This window comes from Caulobacter radicis (assembly GCF_003094615.1).
GTDB classification, from domain to species: Bacteria; Pseudomonadota; Alphaproteobacteria; order Caulobacterales; family Caulobacteraceae; genus Caulobacter; species Caulobacter radicis.
Window position 1 is genome coordinate 1 of sequence record NZ_QDKO01000025.1, and the last position, 22,053, is coordinate 22,053.

22 protein-coding genes and 1 pseudogene are annotated in these 22,053 nt (G+C 69.6%); 19 read left to right on the forward strand and 4 right to left on the reverse strand.

Going from position 1 to position 22,053, the window contains the following annotated elements:
- The 10 genes from DDF62_RS15750 to DDF62_RS15795 form a co-directional block, all read left to right on the forward strand.
- On the forward strand, nucleotides 1-302 hold a 302-nt coding region (locus tag DDF62_RS15750), incomplete at its 5' end, for a GcrA family cell cycle regulator (RefSeq protein ID WP_279629668.1).
- A 213-nt stretch (nucleotides 303-515) separates the two neighbouring features.
- A complete protein-coding gene (locus DDF62_RS15755; protein WP_116489980.1) occupies nucleotides 516-1,445 on the forward strand; it encodes a DUF2493 domain-containing protein in 930 nt (309 codons plus the stop codon).
- A gap of 705 nt (nucleotides 1,446-2,150) precedes the next feature.
- Nucleotides 2,151-2,528, forward strand: a complete 378-nt coding sequence (locus tag DDF62_RS15760) for a single-stranded DNA-binding protein (RefSeq protein WP_116489981.1) — start codon at nucleotides 2,151-2,153, stop codon at nucleotides 2,526-2,528.
- A gap of 408 nt (nucleotides 2,529-2,936) precedes the next feature.
- Nucleotides 2,937-3,899: a replication initiator protein A gene (locus DDF62_RS15765; protein WP_116490141.1), complete on the forward strand. Its 963-nt coding sequence runs from the start codon at nucleotides 2,937-2,939 to the stop codon at nucleotides 3,897-3,899.
- Nucleotides 3,900-4,213: 314 nt separating this feature from the next.
- Complete coding sequence (locus DDF62_RS15770; RefSeq protein ID WP_116489982.1) at nucleotides 4,214-5,419, forward strand: AAA family ATPase; 1,206 nt, start codon at nucleotides 4,214-4,216, stop codon at nucleotides 5,417-5,419.
- A 17-nt stretch (nucleotides 5,420-5,436) separates the two neighbouring features.
- A complete protein-coding gene (locus DDF62_RS15775) occupies nucleotides 5,437-6,510 on the forward strand; it encodes a ParB/RepB/Spo0J family partition protein (protein ID WP_116489983.1) in 1,074 nt (357 codons plus the stop codon).
- A gap of 319 nt (nucleotides 6,511-6,829) precedes the next feature.
- Complete coding sequence (locus tag DDF62_RS15780; RefSeq protein WP_116489984.1) at nucleotides 6,830-7,333, forward strand: S26 family signal peptidase; 504 nt, start codon at nucleotides 6,830-6,832, stop codon at nucleotides 7,331-7,333.
- Entirely contained in the window at nucleotides 7,330-7,989 is a 660-nt protein-coding gene (locus tag DDF62_RS15785; protein WP_116489985.1) for a cell wall hydrolase, read from the forward strand. Before DDF62_RS15780 ends, DDF62_RS15785 begins: the two co-directional genes overlap by 4 nt.
- 203 nt (nucleotides 7,990-8,192) lie before the next feature.
- A complete protein-coding gene (locus DDF62_RS15790; RefSeq protein WP_116489986.1) occupies nucleotides 8,193-8,510 on the forward strand; it encodes a hypothetical protein in 318 nt (105 codons plus the stop codon).
- Between the two features lie 442 nt (nucleotides 8,511-8,952).
- Nucleotides 8,953-9,285, forward strand: a complete 333-nt coding sequence (locus DDF62_RS15795; protein ID WP_116489987.1) for a hypothetical protein — start codon at nucleotides 8,953-8,955, stop codon at nucleotides 9,283-9,285.
- Nucleotides 9,286-9,296: 11 nt separating this feature from the next.
- Here DDF62_RS15795 and DDF62_RS15800 read toward each other — a convergent pair whose 3' ends face one another.
- Nucleotides 9,297-9,872, reverse strand: a complete 576-nt coding sequence (locus DDF62_RS15800; protein ID WP_116489988.1) for a hypothetical protein — start codon at nucleotides 9,870-9,872, stop codon at nucleotides 9,297-9,299.
- A 211-nt stretch (nucleotides 9,873-10,083) separates the two neighbouring features.
- On the opposite strand from DDF62_RS15800, the gene mobQ reads away from it, so the two are divergent.
- The 4 genes from mobQ (at nucleotide 10,084) to trbB (ending at nucleotide 14,539) form a co-directional block, all read left to right on the forward strand.
- Entirely contained in the window at nucleotides 10,084-11,130 is a 1,047-nt protein-coding gene (gene mobQ, locus DDF62_RS15805) for a MobQ family relaxase (RefSeq protein ID WP_244286839.1), read from the forward strand.
- Nucleotides 11,106-11,579 carry a hypothetical protein gene (locus tag DDF62_RS26250; RefSeq protein ID WP_244286840.1) on the forward strand — a complete coding sequence of 158 codons (474 nt, stop codon included), beginning with the start codon at nucleotides 11,106-11,108 and terminating at the stop codon, nucleotides 11,577-11,579. Before mobQ ends, DDF62_RS26250 begins: the two co-directional genes overlap by 25 nt.
- Nucleotides 11,580-11,651: 72 nt before the next feature.
- Nucleotides 11,652-13,583 (forward strand): type IV secretory system conjugative DNA transfer family protein, encoded by a 1,932-nt coding sequence (locus DDF62_RS15810; protein WP_116490142.1) that lies wholly within the window; start codon nucleotides 11,652-11,654, stop codon nucleotides 13,581-13,583.
- Between the two features lie 2 nt (nucleotides 13,584-13,585).
- Nucleotides 13,586-14,539, forward strand: a complete 954-nt coding sequence (gene trbB / locus DDF62_RS15815) for a P-type conjugative transfer ATPase TrbB (protein ID WP_116489989.1) — start codon at nucleotides 13,586-13,588, stop codon at nucleotides 14,537-14,539.
- A 100-nt stretch (nucleotides 14,540-14,639) separates the two neighbouring features.
- Here the strand turns inward: trbB and DDF62_RS15820 are convergent, their stop codons facing one another.
- Nucleotides 14,640-15,035, reverse strand: coding sequence for a thermonuclease family protein (locus DDF62_RS15820; RefSeq protein ID WP_116489990.1), 396 nt, complete (start codon nucleotides 15,033-15,035; stop codon nucleotides 14,640-14,642).
- A gap of 561 nt (nucleotides 15,036-15,596) precedes the next feature.
- Here DDF62_RS15820 and DDF62_RS15830 point away from each other — a divergent pair.
- Together DDF62_RS15830 and DDF62_RS15835 are read left to right on the forward strand one after the other, a co-directional pair.
- Complete coding sequence (locus DDF62_RS15830) at nucleotides 15,597-17,339, forward strand: hypothetical protein (RefSeq protein ID WP_208866878.1); 1,743 nt, start codon at nucleotides 15,597-15,599, stop codon at nucleotides 17,337-17,339.
- 477 nt (nucleotides 17,340-17,816) lie between these two features.
- Complete coding sequence (locus tag DDF62_RS15835) at nucleotides 17,817-18,188, forward strand: response regulator (protein ID WP_116489991.1); 372 nt, start codon at nucleotides 17,817-17,819, stop codon at nucleotides 18,186-18,188.
- A gap of 77 nt (nucleotides 18,189-18,265) precedes the next feature.
- Here the strand turns inward: DDF62_RS15835 and DDF62_RS26255 are convergent.
- Nucleotides 18,266-18,400 (reverse strand): annotated as a pseudogene (locus DDF62_RS26255) (transposase); the annotation flags it as partial.
- Between the two features lie 90 nt (nucleotides 18,401-18,490).
- Between DDF62_RS26255 and DDF62_RS15845 the strand changes: the two are divergent.
- On the forward strand, nucleotides 18,491-18,787 hold the full coding sequence (locus DDF62_RS15845) for a LysR substrate-binding domain-containing protein (protein ID WP_116489992.1): 297 nt from the start codon (nucleotides 18,491-18,493) through the stop codon (nucleotides 18,785-18,787).
- A 425-nt stretch (nucleotides 18,788-19,212) separates the two neighbouring features.
- Here the strand turns inward: DDF62_RS15845 and DDF62_RS15850 are convergent, their stop codons facing one another.
- Nucleotides 19,213-19,380 carry a DUF2256 domain-containing protein gene (locus DDF62_RS15850; RefSeq protein WP_116489993.1) on the reverse strand — a complete coding sequence of 56 codons (168 nt, stop codon included), beginning with the start codon at nucleotides 19,378-19,380 and terminating at the stop codon, nucleotides 19,213-19,215.
- Between the two features lie 560 nt (nucleotides 19,381-19,940).
- On the opposite strand from DDF62_RS15850, the gene DDF62_RS15860 reads away from it, so the two are divergent.
- The gene (locus DDF62_RS15860) at nucleotides 19,941-20,480 is read left to right on the forward strand and encodes a lipocalin family protein (protein ID WP_116489995.1); all 540 of its coding nucleotides are present in this window, start codon (nucleotides 19,941-19,943) and stop codon (nucleotides 20,478-20,480) included.
- A gap of 24 nt (nucleotides 20,481-20,504) precedes the next feature.
- Nucleotides 20,505-22,034 (forward strand): cryptochrome/photolyase family protein, encoded by a 1,530-nt coding sequence (locus DDF62_RS15865; protein ID WP_116489996.1) that lies wholly within the window; start codon nucleotides 20,505-20,507, stop codon nucleotides 22,032-22,034.
- Nucleotides 22,035-22,053: the final 19 nt, after the last annotated feature.

Consider the following 22,053-nt stretch of genomic DNA (forward strand, 5'->3'; position numbering starts at 1 on the left):
GGCCCCGGCTCCGGCGCAAGGCCCCCTCCCCTCCCCCGCCGCCGCCCTCCGGCGGGGCCCCAGCGGCCGCGGCGCTGGCTCGGCCGCGGGCCGCGCCCGTCGATGCGGTCGGGCTGGCGGCTGATCTGGCCGCCCTGCCCCGCCGGGCCTGCCGCTGGCCGATCGGCGATCCTGGGGACGGCGCCTTCAGCTGGTGCGGCCGGCCCGTCGCGCCGACCCCGACGGGACGGGCGTGCTACTGCGAGGGCCACCGCGCCCGCGCCTATCGGGCCCGGCCGATCCGGGGAGCCGCGGGGCTTTAGGGACGGCGCGACGCGGGGTCTGATCGGTTGGCCGGGAAGGCGGCCTGGAGCCTGGCCGGAACGGGCCCTTGGCCCTGGCGACCTCGCCACCGTCCGGAGGCCGCCGCAAGGGACGCTGCGCTCAAAGCCCCTGCGGCGGCCGCCGGGCCGGCGGCGCGGAGGGCGGTCGCGAGCCGAAGGGCTCGTTCCGACCTCAAGCCCAGGAGCTTTCCCATGACCGTTCAGCCCCCTCCCCTCACCGGCCGCCTGACGCCCCTGGAGGCCCAGGCGCTCGACCTGGACGATCCGCGCCCGCATCCGCCCGAGGAGGCCCTCGTCCAGCTGGGCCAGGCGCTGATGACCGAGCTGCTCGACCTCGTCGGCGAGACCGCCTTGGAGGACTTCCAGGGCGTGCTCTGCGAGGCCCTGATCGGCGCCTTCCATTCGGCCTCCCAGCGCATCGACCGGGAGGCCGATCGCGGCCGTGACGAGATCAACCGCCTGCTGCGCGACTTCGACGCCTCGGAGGTCGCCGACACCGACCTGCAGGCGGCGACGGCGCGGACCCGCGCGGCCGACGTGGCGGCCCTGGCCGCCGACCTGGTGCGCGACGCCGCCGCCGAGACCTACCGGGCGGCCACCGGCGAGGTGTGGACGCCCTGGCGCGGCAGCGTGCGCGGCTCGCGCGTCACCGCCGCCCAGGTCGAGGCGCGCGAGGCGGTGCGGGCGATGAAGGCCCGTCGCCAGCAGGCGGTCGATCCAGGCTGCGCCGTGGTCGCCTTCCGGGCCGCGCCGGGCGCCGGCACCCCGCTCGACGGCGGGCGCATCTTCGACGCCCTCAACTGGGCCCTGGAGACCTGGCCCGACATGGCCCTGGCCACCTGCGGGGCGCGGGGCGGCGAGACGCTGGCCATCAGCTGGGCCAGGCAGAAGCGCGTCAAGCTCGTCCTGGCCAGGCCCGACTTCGACCGCGCGGGCCGCGCGGCCCTGTTCAAGGCCAATGACGCGCTGCTGGACCTGGAGCCGGTCTGCGTCCTGACCCTGGCGGCGAGCCTCCAGCCGCACCCCAACGCGGCCGAGCGGCCGTTCGGTCCGGCCCTCAACCTGGCCCAGAAGGCGGCCGAGCGCGGCGTCCGCTGCGTGCCGATCCGGCCGGCGAGGTAGCCCGCCTTTCGGCGCGGCGGTCCTCGCCGCGCCGCCTGGCCTCGCGGTGGGAGGGAATGAACCCGGAACGGCCGTCCAGATATTGGGCCTGCGCCCTTGCCGGCCACGACGGCTTGGGGTTGGCGATTCGTTCGTGCGGCCGTCGTTTCGGACCGGCGACGACCCTGGCGGCGGGCCGCCGTCCAGGTCGGCGGCGTCGAGAGGGATCGCCTCGACAGAGATCTGGGCCCTGGCCGCCCTGCCCTGCTGGCCGCTTGGCGCGCCGCGGGCCGACGGCGAGCTGGCGGCGGCGGCGGCGGATCCTGGGCGCGCCTGCTTGCGGCCTCTGGCGCGTCTGGCGGCGACCCTCATGGCGTCCTCCCCTGCCGTTCGGGCGTTGGGGCTCGCCGCCCGCGGCGGTGAAGCCGCTCGCGCCCTGGGTCAGCGGCTCTTTCGCGCTCTGGCGGATGCAGGCCCGCGGGTAGCGACCTCGCCGCGATCGATCACGTCGTCCCTAGGGCGGGGCGGGCCGGGTCCAAGCCGACCTGGCCAGGCCAGGCGCTCTGGCCGGAGCCTCCGGCCTTCCTGCGCTGCGCTTTCGTGCAGGCCGGCGTCCAGCCGCCGCGGGCTTGGGCCCGTCCCTCCTTCCCCGCCCAGCCAGGGCCCGTGATCGCGGCGAGGCCGCGGACCGCCGGGGCCCTTCCCGGCGGGAGACGGAGAAAGACCATGCTGAACAAGGCGCAACTGATCGGCTTCACCGGCGCGGACAGCGAGATCCGCACCACCCAGAAGGGCAAGGCCTACGCGGTGCTGCGGGTCGCCACCAGCCGCTACAGCAAGAAGGAAGGCGAGCGGCAGGACTTCACCACCTGGCACCAGGTCGAGGTCTGGAGCCCCGGCACGGTGAAGTGGCTGGAGGGCCGGGTGCTGGCCAAGGGCTCCAAGGTCTATGTCGAGGGCGAGATCCGCAACGAGCGCTACACCGACAAGGACGGCAAGGAACACTACTTCACCAAGATCGTCGTCGCCGGTCCCGGCCACGAGCTCAAATCGCTCGACCGTCCCGAGGCCAATCCCGAGCCCGAGCCTGGCGAAGCCGGCTAAGGCCCGCAGGCCCGCCCCGATCCGGGGCGGGCCGTTCCGGTCACTGATCCACCGACAGGGCGGAGCCGCGCCAGATGGCGGCTTTGCGCCTTCGGTCCCGGGTGGCGCGCTGCGGACGGCGCGGGCGGTCCTGCGGGCCTGGACGGTCGTTTGAGAGCCAAACGGTCGGAGTTGCCACGTGGCAACTTCCAGGGCCGGCGTGTGGCCGCGGTCGCCGGGGCTGGGGGCGTGGCGATGGGCCAGGCCCGCGTCGGTCACTGATCCACCGTTATGGCCGGGAGTTGCCACGTGGCAACTTTCCGGCTGCTGGCGCCGGGTCGCCGTTCAGCGATGAAGGGCGCGCGGCTGACAGGACGGCTGGGCGGGCTTTTGCGTCGGCCGGGCCGGGGGCGCACAATGGACCCCGACATGTCCAAGCGCGCGATTCGTAATCAAGAGTTCGATCTCTTCATCCCCCAGGTCGCGGACCTGGCCTGGAAGGACCAGCGCGAGCTGATGGAGCGGCCGTTCTTCTCGCTGGGCAAGCGCAAGCGCCTCAAGCCCATCGAGTACGTCTCGCCCGACGGCGACGTCCATGTCCGGGTCAGCGCCAACCCCCAGTTCGGCATCGCCACCATCTGGGACGCCGACATCCTGATCTGGGCGACCTCGCACCTGAACAAGCTGCGCGACCGGGGCGACAACGACATTCCGCGCACCATCCACACCACCTCCTACGACCTGCTCAAGGCCATCCACCGCGACACCGGTGGGGCCGGCTATCGCGAGCTGCAGGCGGCTCTGGAGCGCCTGCAGTCGACGACGATCGAGACGTCCCTGCGCGCGCCCAAGCGCAACAAGCGCGCGCAGTTCGGCTGGCTGGACGAGTGGACGCTGGAGTCGGATCCGGTCACCGGCGCGCCGCGCGGCCTGACCCTGACCCTGTCCAACTGGGTCTATGAGGGCCTGATGCGCGACCGGGCCCTGCTGACCCTGCATCCGGACTACTTCCTGCTGACCGGCGGGCTGGAGCGGGCCATCTACCGCATCGCCCGCAAGCACGCCGGCGACCAGGAGGGCGGATGGACCTGCCGGGTCAGCGTCCTCTACGACAAGTCGGGCAGCGAGGGACCGCTCAAGCAGTTCACCTACCTGCTCAAGAAGATCATCACCGCCGACAGCCTGCCCGACTACGCCTTGACCCAGGTCACCACCCGAGACGGGGCTGCGGCCGTCCATTTCGTGCGGCGCGACGCGGCCGAGCGCGCCCGAATCAAGGCCGAGCTCGACGCCCTGGCCGCCGCCGATTCGCGCCGGGTCCGCGAGGATGCGCGCGCGGCGAGCCTGGACGAGATGCTCGACCGGCGTCGCCAGCCCTCGGGGGATCAGTGACCTTTTCCTCGGGGGATCGGTGACCGGTCCATCGGGGGATCAGTGACCTTAGTGTCGGGGGATCGGTGACCGGCCTCTTTGGCAAACCCTTGCCAGGCAGGGCTTTGGAGGCGGTCGCCGGCCGCTTAACCCTTCTAACTTTCGTCGATAACGATTTCTTCTAACGGGGGCAGGGGAGTCGTTGCGAGCGCGACGCGCCTCGAGCCTTTGAGGGCTCGACGCGACGCTTGACGGTTAAGGTTTTGTTTACGCTCCCCAACGACAACTTTGCAAATATCGTCTAGTCTCATCGAAATTTGCAAAGTGGAGGGGTGATGAACACGACCGCCTTGGCGACCGAAGCCGCCACCGGACCCGTGCTGTTCGATGCGCTGACCAATCTGACCAACCGCGCCGACCATGTGATCACCCGCTTGCGCGAGACGGTGTTCGCCCCGGGCGTCGAGAAGGTCGTCGACACCCGCTTCCCGATCAGCAAGGCCGCCGAGATGGTCGGTAGGACCCCGGAGGCCATACGGCAGGCCGAGGCCGAAGGGCGTCTTCCGCCGCCGCGTATGACCGAGAGCGGTCGGCGCGAGGGCTATAGCCTGGCCGAGGTCAACGCCATGCGCGACCTCTTCGGCACGCGCCCGCGCCGGGCCGAGGGCGACCCGCCGATCGTACTGGCGGTGCAGAACTTCAAAGGCGGCGTGGGCAAGTCGACCCTGACCTGCCACATCGCTCAATATCTGGCGCTAAAGGGTTATCGCGTCGCGATTATCGACTGCGACAGCCAGGCCTCCTCGACGACGGTGTTCGGGTTCAATCCCGACATCGACATCGATGACGACCACACCCTGTTGCCCTTCTTCTGGCATGGCGGCGAGGCCACCCTGGACTACGCCATCCGCCCGACGGGCTGGGCTGGCATCGACCTGATCCCGGCCAATCTCGGGCTCTACCAGGCCGAATACGAAGCCGCCGCGCGGATGAAGGGCAGGCCCGATCTGCTCGACCGCCTGCGCAATGGTATAGCTGGTATTGCCGACCGGTATGACGTCGTTCTGCTCGACCCGCCGCCGGCGCTAGGCATGATTTCGCTGGCGGTGCTGCGGGCGGCCAACGCCCTTTTGATCCCCACGCCGCCGTCCACCGTCGACTTCGCCTCGACGGCCCACTTCCTGCGGATGATCGTCGACACGGTCGGCCTGCTCGATCAGTACGGCCTGGCCAAGAACGGCTACGAGTTCCTGCGCGTGGTCGCCACCAAGGTCGACGAGGCCAAGAGCGCCCATATCCAGATCCGCGAGATGATGGCGGCGGTGTTCGGCTCGGACATGCTGAGCAACTCGCTGCTGGACTCGGCCGAGATCGACAACGCCAACGTCCAGCTGCGCACCGTCTACGAGGTCGCCGGCGGCGGCCGGGTGCACGAGCGCTGCCGCAACAACCTCGATCGGCTCAACAGCGAGATCGAGATCCTGATCCGCAAGGCCTGGCCGAGCCATCGCGCCGAGCTGCGCCGCCTGGGCGTCGGTTAGGGGAGGGGAGTAAGGCCATGGCCTCCACGACGAGCAAGAACCGCAACATCCTGGGCAGCCTGATCGGCGAGGCCCCGCCCGCGGCGGTCACCAATCCCCCGAAGGTGGACGCCTTGGCGGAGGCGGCTGCGCCCGCCCCCGTCGTTCCCGCCGCCCCGATACCGCCGCGGGTCAATGACCGGATCATGGGCCTGTCGCGCCTGGCTTCGGGCGACCTGCAGGAAAAGACCCTGCGCCTGGTCGACCCGGCCCGCTGCCGGATGTGGGCGCGCCATAACCGCAAATACGATCTGTTGACGCCCGAGACCTGCTCGGAGCTGCTGGAAGGCCTGCGCGCCCAGGGCAAGCAGGAGTTTCCGGCCATTGTCCGCCGGGTCGCCGACGATCCGAACTTCGACTATGAGGTCATCGCCGGGGCCCGCCGCCACTGGGCGGTGAGCTATCTGCGGGAGGTCGAGCACCGCGAGATCAAGTATCTCGTCGAGGAGCGCGATCTTTCCGACGAGCAGGCCTTCCGCCTGGCCGACATCGAAAATCGCGCCCGCAAGGACCTCTCCGACTACGAGCGGGCGGTCGACTATCTGCACGCCATCGACCTCTACTATGGCGGGGTGGCCGCGCGCATGGCCGAGCGGCTCGACGTCACCAAGGCCTGGCTCTCGAAGTTCCTGGACCTTGGCCGCCTGCCGGCCGAAGTCGTCGCCGCCTTTGGCGACCATCTGCAGGTCCTGGAAAAGCATGCTCGTGATCTCAAGCCGGTCCTGGCCCAGAACCCCGAGCGCGGCCGGGTGATCGCGGCGGCCAAGACGCTTTCGTCCGAGCAGGCCGCACGGCGCGAGGCCGGCCAGCCCTATATCGAGCCGGCCAAGGTGGTCGCGGCCTTGCGCAATGCGGGCCTGGGCAAGACCGAGGCGCCCACGGCCGCGGGGGAGACGCGGGTCGTCAAGCACGGGGCGGTGACCTTGTTCACCGTCAAGCCGAAGGGACCGGGCAAGGCGGTGCTGGAGCTGGCGCTCGACGCGGGCGCGTCCAACGCCGACTTCATCGCCGCCCTGCAGGCCGAGCTGGTCCGGCTGCGCCCCAGCGCCTGAGGCGCGAGCGATTATTCGCTTCTGAAGCCCCGTCGGCCGAGCCGGCGGGGCTTTTTCGTCGCCGAGACCCCAAGTTGCCACATGGCAACTTTGTCGGGGGATCAGTGACCGGCGGCGGCGACGCCGAGCAGGTTCGTGCGCCTGAGGCGGCCGGGGCGCGCCGACAGGAATGACGCGCGCGCCAGGGGGCTTGGATGAAGCAGGTTGCCAGGTGGCAACTTCCACGGTGGATCAGTGACCGGGCCGCCCGAGCATGCCACGGCCGCCCCTGATTTCTGGGGGATTGAAACGGTCGGGCGGGGTAGGGGAGGCTGAGCGCATGCGCATCTCCGGTGCTCTCGTCCTGGCCGCCCTGATCCCCGCGCCCCTGGCGCTGGGGTCGGCCTTGCTGGATGCGCCGCTGGTGCTGCTCAACACCTCGCCCAGCGAGCCTGTCGGGCTCTACCGGCGCGTCGCCGCCGATCCGGCCCCCGGCTTGCTGATCGCCTTTCGGCCGCCGCCAGCCGCCATGCCCTATCTGCGTCTCGCCCAGCCGGGTCGGGCGCGGGGCAGCATCCTGAAGGCGGTGGCGGCCGGGGAGGGGAGGCTGGCCTGCGCCGATGGCCGTCTCTCCATCGACGGGCGCGCGCTGGGGGCCATCGCCGATCGCGATCGGCGCGGACGCAGGCTGCCGCGCTGGCGCGGTTGCCGGCGCCTGGGCGCGGGCGAGTACGTCGTCTTTTCCGGACGGATCCCCAACAGTTTCGACAGCCGCTACTACGGTCCGGTTCTCGCTTCGGAAATTCTCGGCGTCTACGCCCCGATCTGGGCGCCGGGCGCATGAGGCCGCGCCGGACGCTTCTGGCTCTCCTGGGGCTGCTTCTGGGCCCGCTGGCCGGGTTCGCGCGCGCAGAGGACCTGACTGCGGCCTTGGCCGCGCCGGGCGCGCGCGAGGCGATCGCCCGCGTCACGGTGGCCGAGGCCGCCAACCAGGGCGACAGCGGCCTCCTGGCCGTCGTCTGCACCATCCTCAATCGTCTCGCCGACGGGCGCTGGGGGACGAGCGTGGACCAAGTTCTCAACGCCCGGGCCCAGTTCGAGCCGGTGCTTCGCGCGGGCGGCGACTGGCGAGCCTTGCCGGCGGCCAGCCCGGTTCAGCGGGCCCGCGTCGACACCCTGGTCAATCTGGTGCTGGAGGGGCGCGTTCCCGATCCCACGGGCAAAGCGCTCTATTTCCAGAACCCGCGCATCGTCGCGGCGCGGGCCGCGGCCGGCCAGGTCTCGCCCAGGCTCGTCCATTTCGGCGGCCGCACGCCCAGCGCGGTGATCGGCGACCATGCCTTCTATGCGGCCACGGGCCCGGCTCCGGGGGCGGTCGACGCCGCCGCGCCGCCCATTGACGCGATCTTCGTGCCTCGACCCTCAAGCGAGGCGGTCGCGGCGGGCGCGGGGTCCGGGGCGCGGGGGCTCTTCGTGCTGCCGGACGGAAGTCGGCGCTGAGGGCGGCGCGATCTCGCCGCCGTCGTGTGGCGCACGCCTGCTGAGCCTTCTGGCGACGTCTTCCCATCGTGACACGGACGACCCGAAGTCAACGGCTGCGCCGTTCCCCTCGCGGCCTGTCGGCCGCTGTGGTGACTGCGGGACCCCGTCCGTGGCCCTCGGGTTCAACGTCGCTCACGAGGAGCGATGGTTGGAGCTCCACGATGTTCAACGCGATCTCTTCCTTCATGCGCTCGCTGCTCGGCGCCCAGCAGTCCGCGGCGGTTCTCTTTCAAGAGCAGGCCGGCGCGCAGGCGGACGCGTGGCTGGATCACCTTGCCCTGGTCGAACATCAGGCCGAGCACGGCCGACTGCAGGCCGAGCGCGCGAAGGCCCGGGCTGCCTGGGCGGCGATGTCGGACGACGAGCGCGGCGCTGTGCTCGACTGGTGCGATCGGCTGGACGCCGAAGGGCGGCTGGAGGATCACCAGTTCTTCGAGCAGTGGCTGGCGCTGCGGATGCAGGGTTACGTCGGCGACTGACCCCGGGGGGCTTGGCCCCCCTTTTGTCGCCGGCGGGCGGTTGGCGCCGGGCCCGCTTGCGGCGCCGGGCGGCCTCGCGGGCCTTGGGGCCGCGGGCGAGGCGGCCCTACCGCCAGGTTGCGCTCGCGGACTTCCCGGGCGCGGGCGGCCGCCGATGGCGGCGCGCCGTGGCGCCCGTCGTCCCGCGTCCGACCGGTGGGGCCGGCCGGGCTGACGAGATCCCCACGGGATCTCGCCGCCGTCGACTCGCGACGGCGTAGCCCGCCGGACTGAGCCTGGGGGCGCCTCTTCGAAGATTATCCTGTCACCCGGCCCGTCAACCCGCTGGCGCGGGTTCCCCTCCGGGACCGCTGCGCGACCCCTCCGGTGACGGGCCGGGGCCCGACAGGAGGAGAGGGACAAAGGCGCTCAAGGGGAGCGTCGGTCCAGCCGGAGTCATCCCATGTCCGCGACCCAGTTCGATCACCTCGAGCGTCAACTGATCCAGGCCCACATCGCCAGCGGCCAGCCTCGCTACAGCATCGTCCTGAAGCTGGCCGGCGGGGCTTTCATCCGTCACTGGGCGAGCGAACGCGACGAAGCCATGACCCGTCACCTTCTGGCGCTGGCCGAGGCCGGGATGATCTCGGTGGTGACCTTCGACCATCTGACCCTGCAGACCCTGGCGGCCGACTTCCCGCCGGACGGCAAGACCGCCGAGCAGTGGAGGATCGAGTGCGACGAGGCGATCGATCAGATGTTCGAGCGGTGGCTCGCCGCCGAGACCCTGCACTAGGGGAGGGGGCGTCAGCCCCCTTTTTTGCCCCGTCGACGCCCTGGCGCCGGCGCGTCGCTGGGCGCCTCGCGCGAGGTCTCCTGCGCCAGGCGCTCAGCCGCCATGGCGTCGAAATCGGGCAGGTCGGGGACGGTCCGCGCCTTCACCGGGGCGATGGCCAGGCCCAGGGTCTCGGCGATCGCCAGCCGGTCGCGGGGACGGTGGACCCGGGCGTCGACGATGGCCAGGAGCCGGGCCAGCAGCGGGTCGTCGGGATCCTGCGCGGCCTCGGCCAGCAGCGTCGTCCCCAGCACGATCTTGGCCCGGGTCTCGCGCTTGCGTTCGGTCTGGTCGAGCAGGGCTTCGAGGCGTTCGACCCGGGCGCGCCACACAGCCAGGCGCTCTTCGTCGTCCTCGATCCTGGCCAGCGGCGTGACGTGTCCGCGGTTGCGGGGCAGGGACCCGCGCAGCCCCGACAGCGCCTCGCGGGCGCGATGCTCGCGATCGGCCAGGGCGACCTCGAGAGCCTGCAGACGCCGCTGGCGAGCGGCCGGGCTTTCGGGGCGGCGGCGGGAGCCAGGCGCGGAGACGGCGGGGTCGGGGGGCATGGCGTACGGCCGGTTGAAGGGCAGGCGGGAGGGGCGGCGGGTTGATTTCGGATGATGAGGAGCGTACCCCTGACCTGTCGTGGGTGACAAGGGCGCAGTTATGCATTGCTAGCAATGCCTGCGGCCGGCGTCATCGGGATGACGCCGTCAGCCAAGGGGCCAGCCCCTTAGCGATCCCCGCGCCCAGGCGCGAATTGGACCAGGAGATGCGGTGGCGCAGTTCCGGCTCGAGGTGCAGGCGATCAAGCGCGCCGACGGCCGATCGGCCGTCGCGGCGGCCGCCTATCGCGCCGCGACCAGCCTGCACGACCAGCGCCTGGAGATGACCTTCGACTACACCGCCAAGGGCGGGGTGGCCTTCTCGGGTCTGATGGCCCCGGACGCCGCGCCGGCGTCGCTTACCGATCGCGAGCGCTTGTGGAACGCGGCCGAAGCGGCCGACAAGCGCGCGGATTCGCGCACCGCCCGCGAGGTGCTGATCTCCCTGCCGCACGAGCTGTCGGATGATCAGCGCCACGCCCTGGTCCGGGCCTTCGTTCAGGACAGCCTGGTGGCGCGGGGCATGATCGCCGACTACGCGATCCACGATCCCGACGCCCACGGCGATCCGCGCAATCACCACGCCCACATCCTGGTCACCACAAGGCGGGTGACCCCCGAAGGCTTTGGGCTGAAGGGTCGCGAGTGGGACAATCCCGACGCGGTGAGAGCCCTGCGGCTTGAGTGGTGCGAGATCCAGAACCGGCATCTGCGCCAGCACCTGGGTCCAGACGCGCCGCAGGTGACGCACCACAGCCTGGCCGACCAGGGCGAGGCGCGCGAGCCCACCATCCACCTGGGCCCGTCTGCCTCGGGCATGGAGCGACGCGGCGAGGCCTCCGACCGCGGCGACATCAACCGCCGGGTTCGCGAGCGCAACCAGGCGCGCAAGGACGGGCCGGCCAGGCTGCGCGATCTGGAAGACCGGATGGCCGAGGGCCTGACGCGCGGACCCTATCCGATCGGCGCGGTGATCCGCGAATTCGAGACGATCCACGCCACCATGATCGCCGAACGCGACGGCTGGGCGCGCGAACTTGGCCGCCTGCAGCGGCCCGCTGCGCCCCGGGCCGGCGATATCGTGCGCGAGGTTCTGGCCGAGGCGGCCTCGGCGCGGGCGCTGGCCAAGGGGACGCTGATCGCCACCGAAGGCAGGATCGCCCGTGGGCGGGCCAGGCGCGCCAGCCTGGCCCGTTGGATCCCAATCCGGCGCGGATGATCTGGGCGGCCCATGCCGAGCTCAACGCCCTGGCCCGCGCCCGGCAGGCCGCGCGCCTGGCGGAGATCGGCTATGCGGTGCGGCGCGACTGGCTGCGCGGTCCCGAGGGACGGGCTTTCCTGGCCGCGCGACTGGATCCCGAAAAGCAGGCCGCCGAGGCGGCGCGGCGTGAAGGACGGACCCTGGAGCGCAAGATCAGGCGAGCCGACGCGCGTATCGGAGCGGTGGCGCGCACCCGAACCCGCCTGATGGTCGCCAGGGAACTGGGCGAGGACGCCCTGGTCGCGCCCTCGCAAATGGCTCTTGGCGTCGGCCAGGCGGTGCGCGAGGTCGACCGGCGGGTGGTCGAGGCGATCGCCCGTCACCCGGTGGCGGCCCAGCAGAAGGGCCTGAACAAGGTTCTGGGCCTGGCCAAGGGCAAGGTTCCGTTCCTGGGGCCCGAGCCCTAGCCCCCTAGAATTGACGGATTGAAACGGCCGCCGGCCCTTGCTCGACTATCGCGCGGGGGCTTGGAGGCGATGATGGCCAAGGGGCCCAAGGCGCTCGCGATCCTGGTCCTTGGCCTGGCGGGCATGGTGGCGGGGTCATGGGCGGCCGGTCAGTCGGCGGCCCTGCAGTTTGGCTATCCGGCCGCCTTCGGCCCCGGCTGGGGCGTGGTCGGGCCCGTGCGGCTCTATGCGCCGTGGGCGTTCCTGGCCTGGTACGGCCGCTGGGCCGGGACCTATCCGCAGGTCTTCGACCAGGCCGCCCTGATCGGGCTTGCGGTGTTTCTCTGGCCGCTGCTGATGGTCATCGGCCTGACGCGTCGGTTCGTGGCGCGGCCCGGGCCCTTCGGCAAGGCCGCCTGGGGCGATCTGGCGGACGCCCGGCGCGCCGGGCTTGTGGCGGGGGCAAGGTTGCAGGGCAGGGTGCTGGGCCGCCTGAAGGGCCGGCTCCTCAGCATCGTCATGCTGGTCCACTGCGTGATCGTGGGCGCTTCGCGCTCGGGGAAGGGGGCGGGCCATGTGGTGCCCTCCATGGTCAGTTGGGGCGAAAGCCTGTTCGCCTACGACCGCAAGGGCGAACTCTGGCACATCACCGCCGACCATCGCCGCACCTTCTCGCACACCTTCTATTTCGCCCCGACCGATCCCAACACCGCGCGCTGGAACCCGTTGTTCGAGGTCCGCAAGGGTCCCATGGAAATCGCCGACATCCAGAACATCGTCGGCATCCTGGTCGACCCGATCGGACTGAAGGGCGGCAATCTCGATTTCTTCGACCAGAGCGCGGCCAACTTCTTCACCGGCGTGATCCTGCACTGCCTCTACGCCGAGCCCGACGAGCACAAGACCCTGGCCCATGTCCGTCGGCTGCTGATCGACATCGAGGCGACGCTGGACGCCATGCTGGCCACCCAGCACCGCTGGCGTCCCGACCCGGCCGCCGCGGACGGCCTGGCGCGCGACGATGACCTCGAGCCCATCGCCGAGATCCATCCCGAGGTCTGGCTTGGCGCGACGGCGTTCCGGTCGATGGAGCCCAGGGTGCGCTCGAGCGTGCTGGCCACGGCGCAGAAGTCGCTGGCCCTGTGGGCCGATCCGCTGGTGTGCCACGCCACCAGCGCCTCGGACTTCTGCATCGGCGACCTGGTCTGCGCGAAGGCGCCGGTCAGCCTCTACCTGATCACTCCACAGGCCCATGCCGATCGCCTGGCCTTCATGGTGCGGGTGATGCTGCGCCAGAGCCTCAACAGCCTGATGGAGACGGTGGACGCCGACAGCCGCGGGCGGCCCAAGCGCCACAAGCTGCTGATGATGCTCGACGAGTTTCCCAAGCTTGGCCCGCTGCCGTTCCTGGAGAACGCGCTGGGGGAGATGGCCGGCTACGGCATCGTCGCGCACCTGATCTGCCAGTCGTTCAACGACGTCTTCAAGTACTACGGCGTCCACACCTCGATCTTCGACAACTGCCACGTCACCGCCGCCTTCGCGACCTCCGAGCCGACCAGCATCGAGCGGGTGGTCAAGCGGGCGGGGCGGGCGCTGGAGATGCGCGAGAGCTTCAGCGACCCGCGCCTGGCCTTCGGCAAGGGCCATCACAGCCGCAACCAGGCCGAGGTCGAGCGCTATGTCCTGGCCGAGCAGGACGTGCGCGGGCTGGCGGCCGACAAGCAGTTCCTGTTCGTCAACAACGCCAAGCCGTTCGTCACCGACAAGATCCGCTACTGGGAGGCGCCGACGATCGCGGCGGTGACGCGCAACTTTTTCGCCGGGGAGCGAGCGCTGTTCGTTCAGACCCCCGAGACGCTCGACACCCCGGGCGCGCCGCCCAACGACTGGCTCGGCGTGTGTGCGGCGCGGCCGAGCGGGCCGCCGCTGCAAGCGGCGCCGGCCAGGGCCGCCAGGACGCCCAGCGCGCCTGCGCCGGCGATCCTTAGCGTCGCCGACCTGACCTTCGATTTCGAGGACTGACCATGACCGTCCACGCCCCCGAAACCCAGGCGCGCAAGGCCCAGGCCCTGGCGCACGCCTTGGGACCGGTCATCGCCGAGGCCCTGGCCGCCCCCGACGTGGTCGAGGTGATCGTCAACGCCGACGGGGCGATCTGGATCGAACGGGCCGGTGCGGGACGGGTCCATAGCGGTCAGATAATCGCTCGAGCTGACGCCGAACGGGTGCTGCGCCTGGTGGCTGACCATGCCGGCGATGTGGTCAATCACGACAACCCCCTGCCCAGCGCCACCCTGCCGGGCGGCGAGCGCTTCCAGGGCGTCTATGCGCCGGTGTCGGCGGGCCCCGGCTTCGTGATCCGCACACGCCCAGAGACGATCTTCACCCTGGCGGACTATGTCGACCAGGCGGTGATGAGCAGCGCCCAGGCCATGGTCCTGGAAGCGGCCGCCCAGGCGCGGGAGAATATCCTGATCGTCGGCGGGACGGGCACGGGCAAGACGACCCTGGCCAACGCAATCCTGGCCCTTCCGGCCTTCGCCCAGGATCGCGTCATCCTCATCGAGGACACCGCCGAACTGCAGTGCGCGGCGCCCGATCAGCTGGCGCTGCTGACCCGCCGCGCCGACCCTCCGATCAGCATGGCGGAGCTGGTGCGCGCCGCGCTTCGTCTGCGGCCCGACCGAATCGTCATCGGCGAGGTTCGCGACGGCAGCGCGCTGGACCTGCTCAAGGCCTGGAACACCGGCCACCCGGGCGGCTTGGCGACCATCCATGCCAACAGCGCCCCTGAGGCGCTCGACCGATTGGAGGACCTGATCGGAGAGGTGAGCCAGACCGTCCCCCGCCGCGCGATCGGCCAGGCCATCGGCCTGATCGTCTTTCTGCGACGCACGCCGGGCGGCCGACGACTGGAAAGTCTGGTGCGGGTCGAAGGCTGGACGGCGGAGGCTGGCTACCGGTTGACGCCGATCTGACCCATGCCGGGCGCCTTGGGTGCTCAGGCGCGCGCGAGCAGCAGGTCGATCATGGCCTGGAACCGAAACATCCGGGGCGTCCGTCGCGATTCATGTCGTTCTACCGAGGGGGCGCCCAATGGCCTCGCCTGGCTTCGCGGGCCTGGGCTTCTTCCTTGGCGTACGCGCCCTTGCTGTAGCGCCGGTACTCGGTCGCCAAGCCCGAGCGGATAAGCGCGGCGTTCACGTCGGGGGTCACCTCCGACCAGCAGCGGCCCACGAAGCGGCCATACCGATCCCGATCGACAAAACGGCAGCCGACCCGCCCGCGGGTGAGGCGAACGAGTTCGTCGCGAGCCGCGTAGGCGAGCGGTTCGGCTGGCGTTTTCCCGCGCCGAACTTCTGGCGCATCGACCCCGAAGAGCCGAACGCGCTCGGGCCCGCACCGCAGCGTATCGCCGTCATGAACGGGGGGCGCGGTGCAGGAGATGACGGCGGCGGCGAGCGAAGCAAGCATAGGGCGCTTGTCGCTGCAGCTAGCCTGTGGCGCAAGCTGTAGAGGGCGATGCTCAGGCCAGGCGGTTTGTTCGGGCCTGCACGCGGGACGCTGTCTGGCCGCACGCTTGGCCTTCCTGCGGGTAGATCACCCCTGCCGCGGTCCGTTTTCCCGAGACCCGAAGGCCCCAGCAACACCAGGGTCTCGCCCCGTCCGATCTTCAGATCCACGTCCCGCAGCGCGTGTACGTCGCCAGCGCCGGTGGGATAGGTCTTGCAAAGGCCCCTAAGCTCGAATCCGGACCCCGGCGACGGCGACGGGTCACTGACAGGCATGGTCGATCTCCACGCAATCGATCACCTGCTCTCACTTTCCGGCCAAGGACGGCTGTGATCGTGATCCGCCGCAAGTCCGCGCCGTGTCGCGCGAGCGCAGCGCTCCTCAGCTCAAAGAGCGGCTTCGTGCCGCCCTAGAAATGCTCGCAATGGGGGTGTGAAAATAAATACATCTCAAGGGTGCGTGGTGTTGTGTCTTTCGGCTCAGGCAAGCGGTCGTGTGGGCGATCGCGAATGGGGACACATCATGCGCGCATCGATCCTCGGCAAGCTGGGCGCCGCCGTAGCCTTCACCCTCGGCGTGGGTTCGGCCGTGCCGGGCGGGGCCTTCACCCAGAGCGTCAGCCTGGGGCCCGTCAACGCCGTGCCGATGGGGCACGAATGGCTGACCCGCATGTCGGCCATCGAGCTGCTGGGCTATTCGCCGGCCAGCGCCCCCGACCTGCCCGACCCCAACGACCCGCGGCGCGGCTGGACCGTGGGCGGCGGCAGGGCCTGGAACACCGTCCTGAACGGTCCTGGCCAGGCCGAGGCCCAGCGCATCCGCAGCCAGCGATGGAACGACACCCGCTACGCCTCGCGCTACAAGGCCGTCTACGACGCTATCATCGGCGAACGCTGGGTCGATCTGGCCGGCTACAGCGTCGCCGAATCGAAGAAGTGCTGGGACGCCGTGGCCCAGGAGCCGGCCGAGGTGCAGTACGATCACTTCATGCGCCGCTACGACGACAACGGCCCGGACGGCGGCGTGCGCGCGGCCAAAACCTCGCAACAGCGCTTCGTCGATTACTTCGTCGCCGCCGCCACTGCGCCCAAGTCGAACATCGCGGTCTATGACGGCGGGGTGACCTCGTCGCTGGTGACGGTCGACCGCAACTACTTCCTGTTCGGCCGGGCGGTGCACCTGTTCCAGGATTCGTTCAGCTCCGAGCACACGGTGCGGACCGCCAGCGACAACTACATCAAGGTGCGCGAGGTGAAGAGCTACCTGTGCGCGCTGGGCTCCGAGCAGCACAGCCACTCGAACTGGGCCGTGGCCGTCGACTATTCCAGCGGCGACGTGATCTGGAAGGCCACGGTCGACGGCCGGCTAAACCCCAGCTGGGACGCCTACAAGGCCAGCAACATGAAGCCGACCGCCCTGGTCGCGACCGAAGCCAGCAAGGACCTTTGGGCCGCCTTCATCCGCACCATGGGCCTGCCGCCGGCCCAGCGCGCCGCCGCCGCCCGGGCCGAGGCCAACACCCTGGCCAAGAACTGGCTGAGCTACGACGAGACCGAGATGCGCGGCTGGTACGCCAACGCCGCCAACCGTGGCGACACCTACGTGCTGGCCGCCGGACAGACCGGCAAGGGCATGACCCAGGCCCAGTGCATGAGCAAACTGGACTTCGGAACCACCGACCAGGCCGCGGCGGTCCGCCAGCTGCAGGACACCCAGCGCCAGTGCCTCTACAACGCCCTGCCCAACCCCGGCTATGAGGACCAGTTCGATCCGCAGACCCGGATCTGGTACAACTGGCGCTGGCGCAACGGGCCGATCGCGCCCATGAGCCCCACGCCCGCCGGCTGGCAGATCCCGACCCAACCGGCCAGCACCAGCACGGTGGTGCGGATCCAGAGCGTGGCCAACGGCAAGTACATGATCGCCCCGGACGGGGTGGTCCCCGACTCGCTGATCTACAATCGCGACGGAACGCCGCTGGACTTCGCCCGGATCGGGCCCAACACCAGCACGATGTTCCGATCCGCCCTGGACCCGATGCTGTTCCTCGATTACCGGGCTGTGACCGGCGCGGTGAAGCTGTTCGCGCCCGGCAACGGGACCCAGCCGGCCACCTACGACCTGCAGAGCGCCGGCCAGGGCACGTCGATCCGCAACACCTACTGGAACCAGTACATCTGGCTGTCGGGCGACGAGCCCTACCTGACGCGCACGGGCAACCCGAAGAACGCCAACGCCCAGTGGCGCATCCAAGCCCAGCCTTAAGGGCTGGCATGACGTGCGTTTGGCCCATCGCGATAAAGCCGTGCGGCGAGGTCGTGTCGGCGACCACGGCCCAACCACGCACCGTCGCGCGCATGACCTGGCGTCCACGGCGGCTGTCGGCGGTGCGGGGTCTGCCGTTTTTGCTGGTTCTCGGCGAAGAACCACGTTCAGGCGGGCGGAACGCGAGGAGCGCGCCTGGAGAGCCTTGTGGACGTCCGCTATGTGGGGCTTGATGATCCCTGCAACACCGGCTCGATCGCGGGCGAACTGCGTCGCGCCCTTGACGGAGGCGGCTTTGGGCGTGGTCGGTCGATACGCCTGAAGAGCGTACGGCGGGGACGTTGCGCAGACGCGTAGTAACGGGGGCGAGAATCTCAGCAGCGCGAGGTCCGTCCGGGGGAGCTCGCCGACCGCCTGCAGGTCTAGGGCGCCTGTGTTTACAGTCGGCGTTTACGGTGCGATGTCACAGGAGGGACTATGGCTCGCATTCTGATAGTCGATGACGACGAACTGCTGCGTCAGGTCTATGCCAGCGCACTCGATGGGGCGGGACACTACACCGAAGAAGCCGAGCACGGCGGTCGCGCCATAGAGAAGCTGGAGCGTGTCGCCTTCGATTTGGTCCTAATCGACCTGCTGATGCCTGTCCGCGAGGGCATCGAGACCATAATGGAGGTGAAGCGGCGCTGGCCGAGCGTGAAGGTCATCGCCGTGAGCGCAGGCGCCGGCCGACTTCACCCAGGAACCCTTTTGGATCTGGCCTCGGGTCTGGGGGCCGATGAAGCGCTGATGAAGCCGGCAAGCCGGGACGTGCTTTTGGCAAGCGTTGCGCGCCAGTTGCGTGAGTAAATCTTAACCGGAACCGCCGCCGGGGTCGTGGTCGGCCTGCCCGGCATAATCACTGTGGGCGGCGAGTGAGGCCTCCGACTGGTGAGCATGTGGACGATGCCCGAGACCACGCGACGATCGTCCACGCGATGCGCGCCCTTGCGTCCGCGCGGCAGCAGCGGCTCGATCCGAGCCCACTCCTCGTCGCTAAGCCACTGAACCTGCTTGGCCATCTCAAGGCTCCCTTTCAGAAGCCTTGAATCGGCAACCCCCGATTACCGCCAGCGCTTATTGAGTACCGACCCTAGGCGTCCGCGGCGCTGATGGGCGGGCATGCGAGCCTGAAAATCGAGCTGGATCTGACTGAGCGGCTGGCCGGCCCGGTGCAGGACCGGCTGGACGCGATCATCCGCATCGGCCAACTGACCTATATCGCCCTGATCGCCAACAAGCTGGCGGACCAGATGCGATTGGTGGCCGCCGCGCCGGACTACCTGGCCCGCAGCGGAACACCGGGTTGCATCCAAGACCTCCGCGGCCACCGCTTGCTCGACAAGATGCATGGCGCGGACCATCCGGGGACGGGCCGACCTCCTGGGCGGCCCGGCTGGTCATTCTAGGCTGCAAGGTCGCGCCTAACCCGGCGCCAAGAGAGCGGCATTATCTCTCAAGCACGCGCGGAGGCAGGTGCCGGAGCAATTCGATCGCGGACTTCCGGCCATACCTCGAAGAAGGGCCTCCCGAGCCCGATGGGATGCTTGGCCCCGAGGATCGCGCGGCAGGCGCCATTGTGCATCAAGGCCGATCTGGACCCCAAAGGACAATCATCGGCATGGGCGGGTTCAACGAGACGGCGACCTGCTGGCGCAGCGCAGGCGGCCAGCCGAGCGTTTCGTGGCCGGTGATCACTCGATGAATCTGCCCCGCGAAGGTCGTGTTCCTGGAGCCGGCCCAACGGCGGCTCCTGGCGCGCAGCGGCGCGGCGTCGGTGATACGGCGCGGTTCTTCTTCCGCTGACGCGAAGCTTGGCCCGCGCGCCGACCGTTCAGGCGTCGGCGCGTTCCCCGCGCCGCAGATCGAGCTTGCAGCGATCTGAACAGGTCTTCACCAACGCCCAGTCGCGGGCCCACTTCCTTCGCCATGAGAATGGCCGGCCACACACCAGGCACACCTTGTCTGGCGTGGTCGATTTGGGTCGGCGAGACGTCTTCACCGGGTCCTGCCAGGCAGGCTCACCACCACGGGGCGGCCCGATCAGCTGGCGTCGCGGGTTTGGCGCTCCATAGGAATACGAAATTGCGGTGCTCGGCCCAGGTCTGCCCTTCCACTGCGCCGCCCCTCAGGCAGGCGGTCGTATGATAGGGCCCTTTGCCGTCGCTGGTTCGAAAGCTTACGCAAATGCGGCTCCGCGCCGTCCGCCACCGGCCCGCCTCGATCGCGCTGTCGTAGAAGCTGCCCGTCACCCGTCCGTCATCCTCCAAGACTAGGCTCATGCCCTTGAAGTAGGGCGCGCTGTCGCTCGCCGAGAGGTCAACGACCCAATCTCCCGCAAGGGACGTGGGTTGGAGCGCCGACGGGGGCGACGGCGTGGCGGCCAGGAGTAGGGCGAGGGCGACCGAGAGCATCGAAACCTCCTTTATGCGAAGTCGACCTAGCTACGCGCCAATCGCCGGGCCGGACGCGTGGCCGGGCGCTTGCGCCCGCATCCTCTCGCATCCGATCCCACATCCCGCCGCCTCAATGCCTCGTATCTTAGGGCGGAGGACAGACATCATGCGCAAGCACATGCTCATCGGCCTTTCAGCGCTGGCCATCGCCTCTGGCGCCCGGGCCCAAGACGACCGGCCGATCGATCCAGCCGAGCACTATTCCGGTGTCTGGCTGGAGGTCGGCCGCACGCCGATGCGCCTTACCGACGGCTGCGTGGCGGGGACCACGCGCTATGTCCTCAAGGATCCGACCCATGTCGAGGTGGTCGACGACTGCCGACAGGGCGGTGTCGACGGCAAGCGGCGCGCCATTTCTGGCCGTGGACGAATAGAGGACCCAGGCGTCAACCGGCGGCTGAAGGTCGCCTACGCGCCGTTCGTCACCTGGCGCTACGTCGTCATGGACCGAGATCCCGAGGGGGAATGGTTCATCGCGGCAAATCCCAAGCTCAGCAAGGTCTTCCTCTACACCCGCGCGTCGCCGTCCAAGGAAACGCTCGGCGCGCTCGAGGCGAGGGTCCGTCGTCTCGGCTACGCGGGCGCGCTGGAATTTCCCGCGAACGCGGTCGCACCGTCGGGCGAGCCCGTTGCACAGAAGCGATGAACGCGGCCTGGAGGAGGGCGAGCCGTGAAAACCTTGCGCCTGGTTCTTGGCGATCAGCTTTCCAGCGGGCTCTCGGCGCTCGAGGACGCCGAACCGGGCCGGGACGTGGTCCTGATGATCGAGAGTCGGGCCGAGGCCACCGCCTGGAAACACCACAAGCAAAAGCTCGTCCTGGTCTGGTCGGCCATGCGGCAGTTCGCCGAGCGCTTGCGGCGGGAGGGTTTGGACGTCCGCTACGTGGGCCTCGACGATCCCGGCAACCGCGGTTCGATCGCGGGCGAACTGTGTCGCGTCCTTGACGAAGGCGGCTTCAGGCGTGTGATCCGTACGGCCTGCGGCAAGTGGGGTCTGGAGCAAGCGCTGCTAAACCTCGATCTGCCCGTGCCCGTCGAGACCCGGGAGGACAGCCGCTTCCTTTGCTCGAGATCCGAATTCGCGGGCTGGGCCGAAGGCCGCCGTGAGCTGCGGATGGAGTATTTTTATCGCGAGATGCGGCAGAAGACGGGCCTCCTGATGGACGGCGGCGAACCGGCCGGCGGCCGCTGGAACCTCGACGCCGATAACCGCCGCAAGTTACCCGCGGGGCTCGCGCCGCCTGAGCGCCTGCGCGTAACGCCCAATCCCACGACCAGGCGCATGATCGACCGGGTCGCCCACGGCTTCGACGATCATTTCGGGGCGATCGAGCCGTTCGGCTGGCCGACCAATTCACAGGAGGCGGAAGCCGTCTTCCAGCACTTCCTGGACGATCTCCTGCCATCCTTCGGCGACTGGCAGGACGCCATGGCTTGGGAGCGCCCTTTTCTGTGGCATAGCCTGATCTCACCTGCTCTCAATATCGGCCTCCTGGACCCCCTGGACATCTGTCGGCGCGCCGAAGCGGCCTATCGCCAGGGACGCGCGCCGCTCAACGCCGTCGAAGGCTTCATTCGCCAGATCATAGGCTGGCGCGAGTTCGTGCGCGGCGTCTACTGGCTGAAGATGCCGGAATATGGGCGGCGCAACGCTCTGGACGCGCACGGCGCGCTGCCGTGGTTCTACTGGTCGGGCGAGACCGACATGGCCTGTGTGGCCGACACCGTGCGAGCGGCGCGTGACCACGCCTACGCCCATCACATCCAGCGGCTGATGATCACCGGAAACCTGGCCATGCTCCTTGGGGTGGATCCGGATGCTGTCGACGACTGGTACATGGTCGTGTTCGCCGACGCCTACGAGTGGGTGGAGATGCCCAACACGCGCGGCATGGCGACCTTCGCCGATGGTGGCATCGTTGGCTCCAAGCCCTACGCGGCCAGCGGGGCCTACATCGACCGGATGAGTAATTACTGCCGCGGCTGTCGCTACGATGTCAAAGATCGGCTTGGCGACAACGCCTGTCCGTTCAACGCGCTCTATTGGGATTTTCTCGACCGCAATCTCGGTCGATTGCGAGGACAAGGGCGTATGATGATGCCGCTGCGCGCTCTTGAGAGGATGGGGGAAGGCGATCGTCGCGCCCTCCGCGCAAAGGCGAGCGCGCTGCGCGAAAGCATGGGCGTTTTCTCCCGCTGATCGTCTTCGACTGATGGAA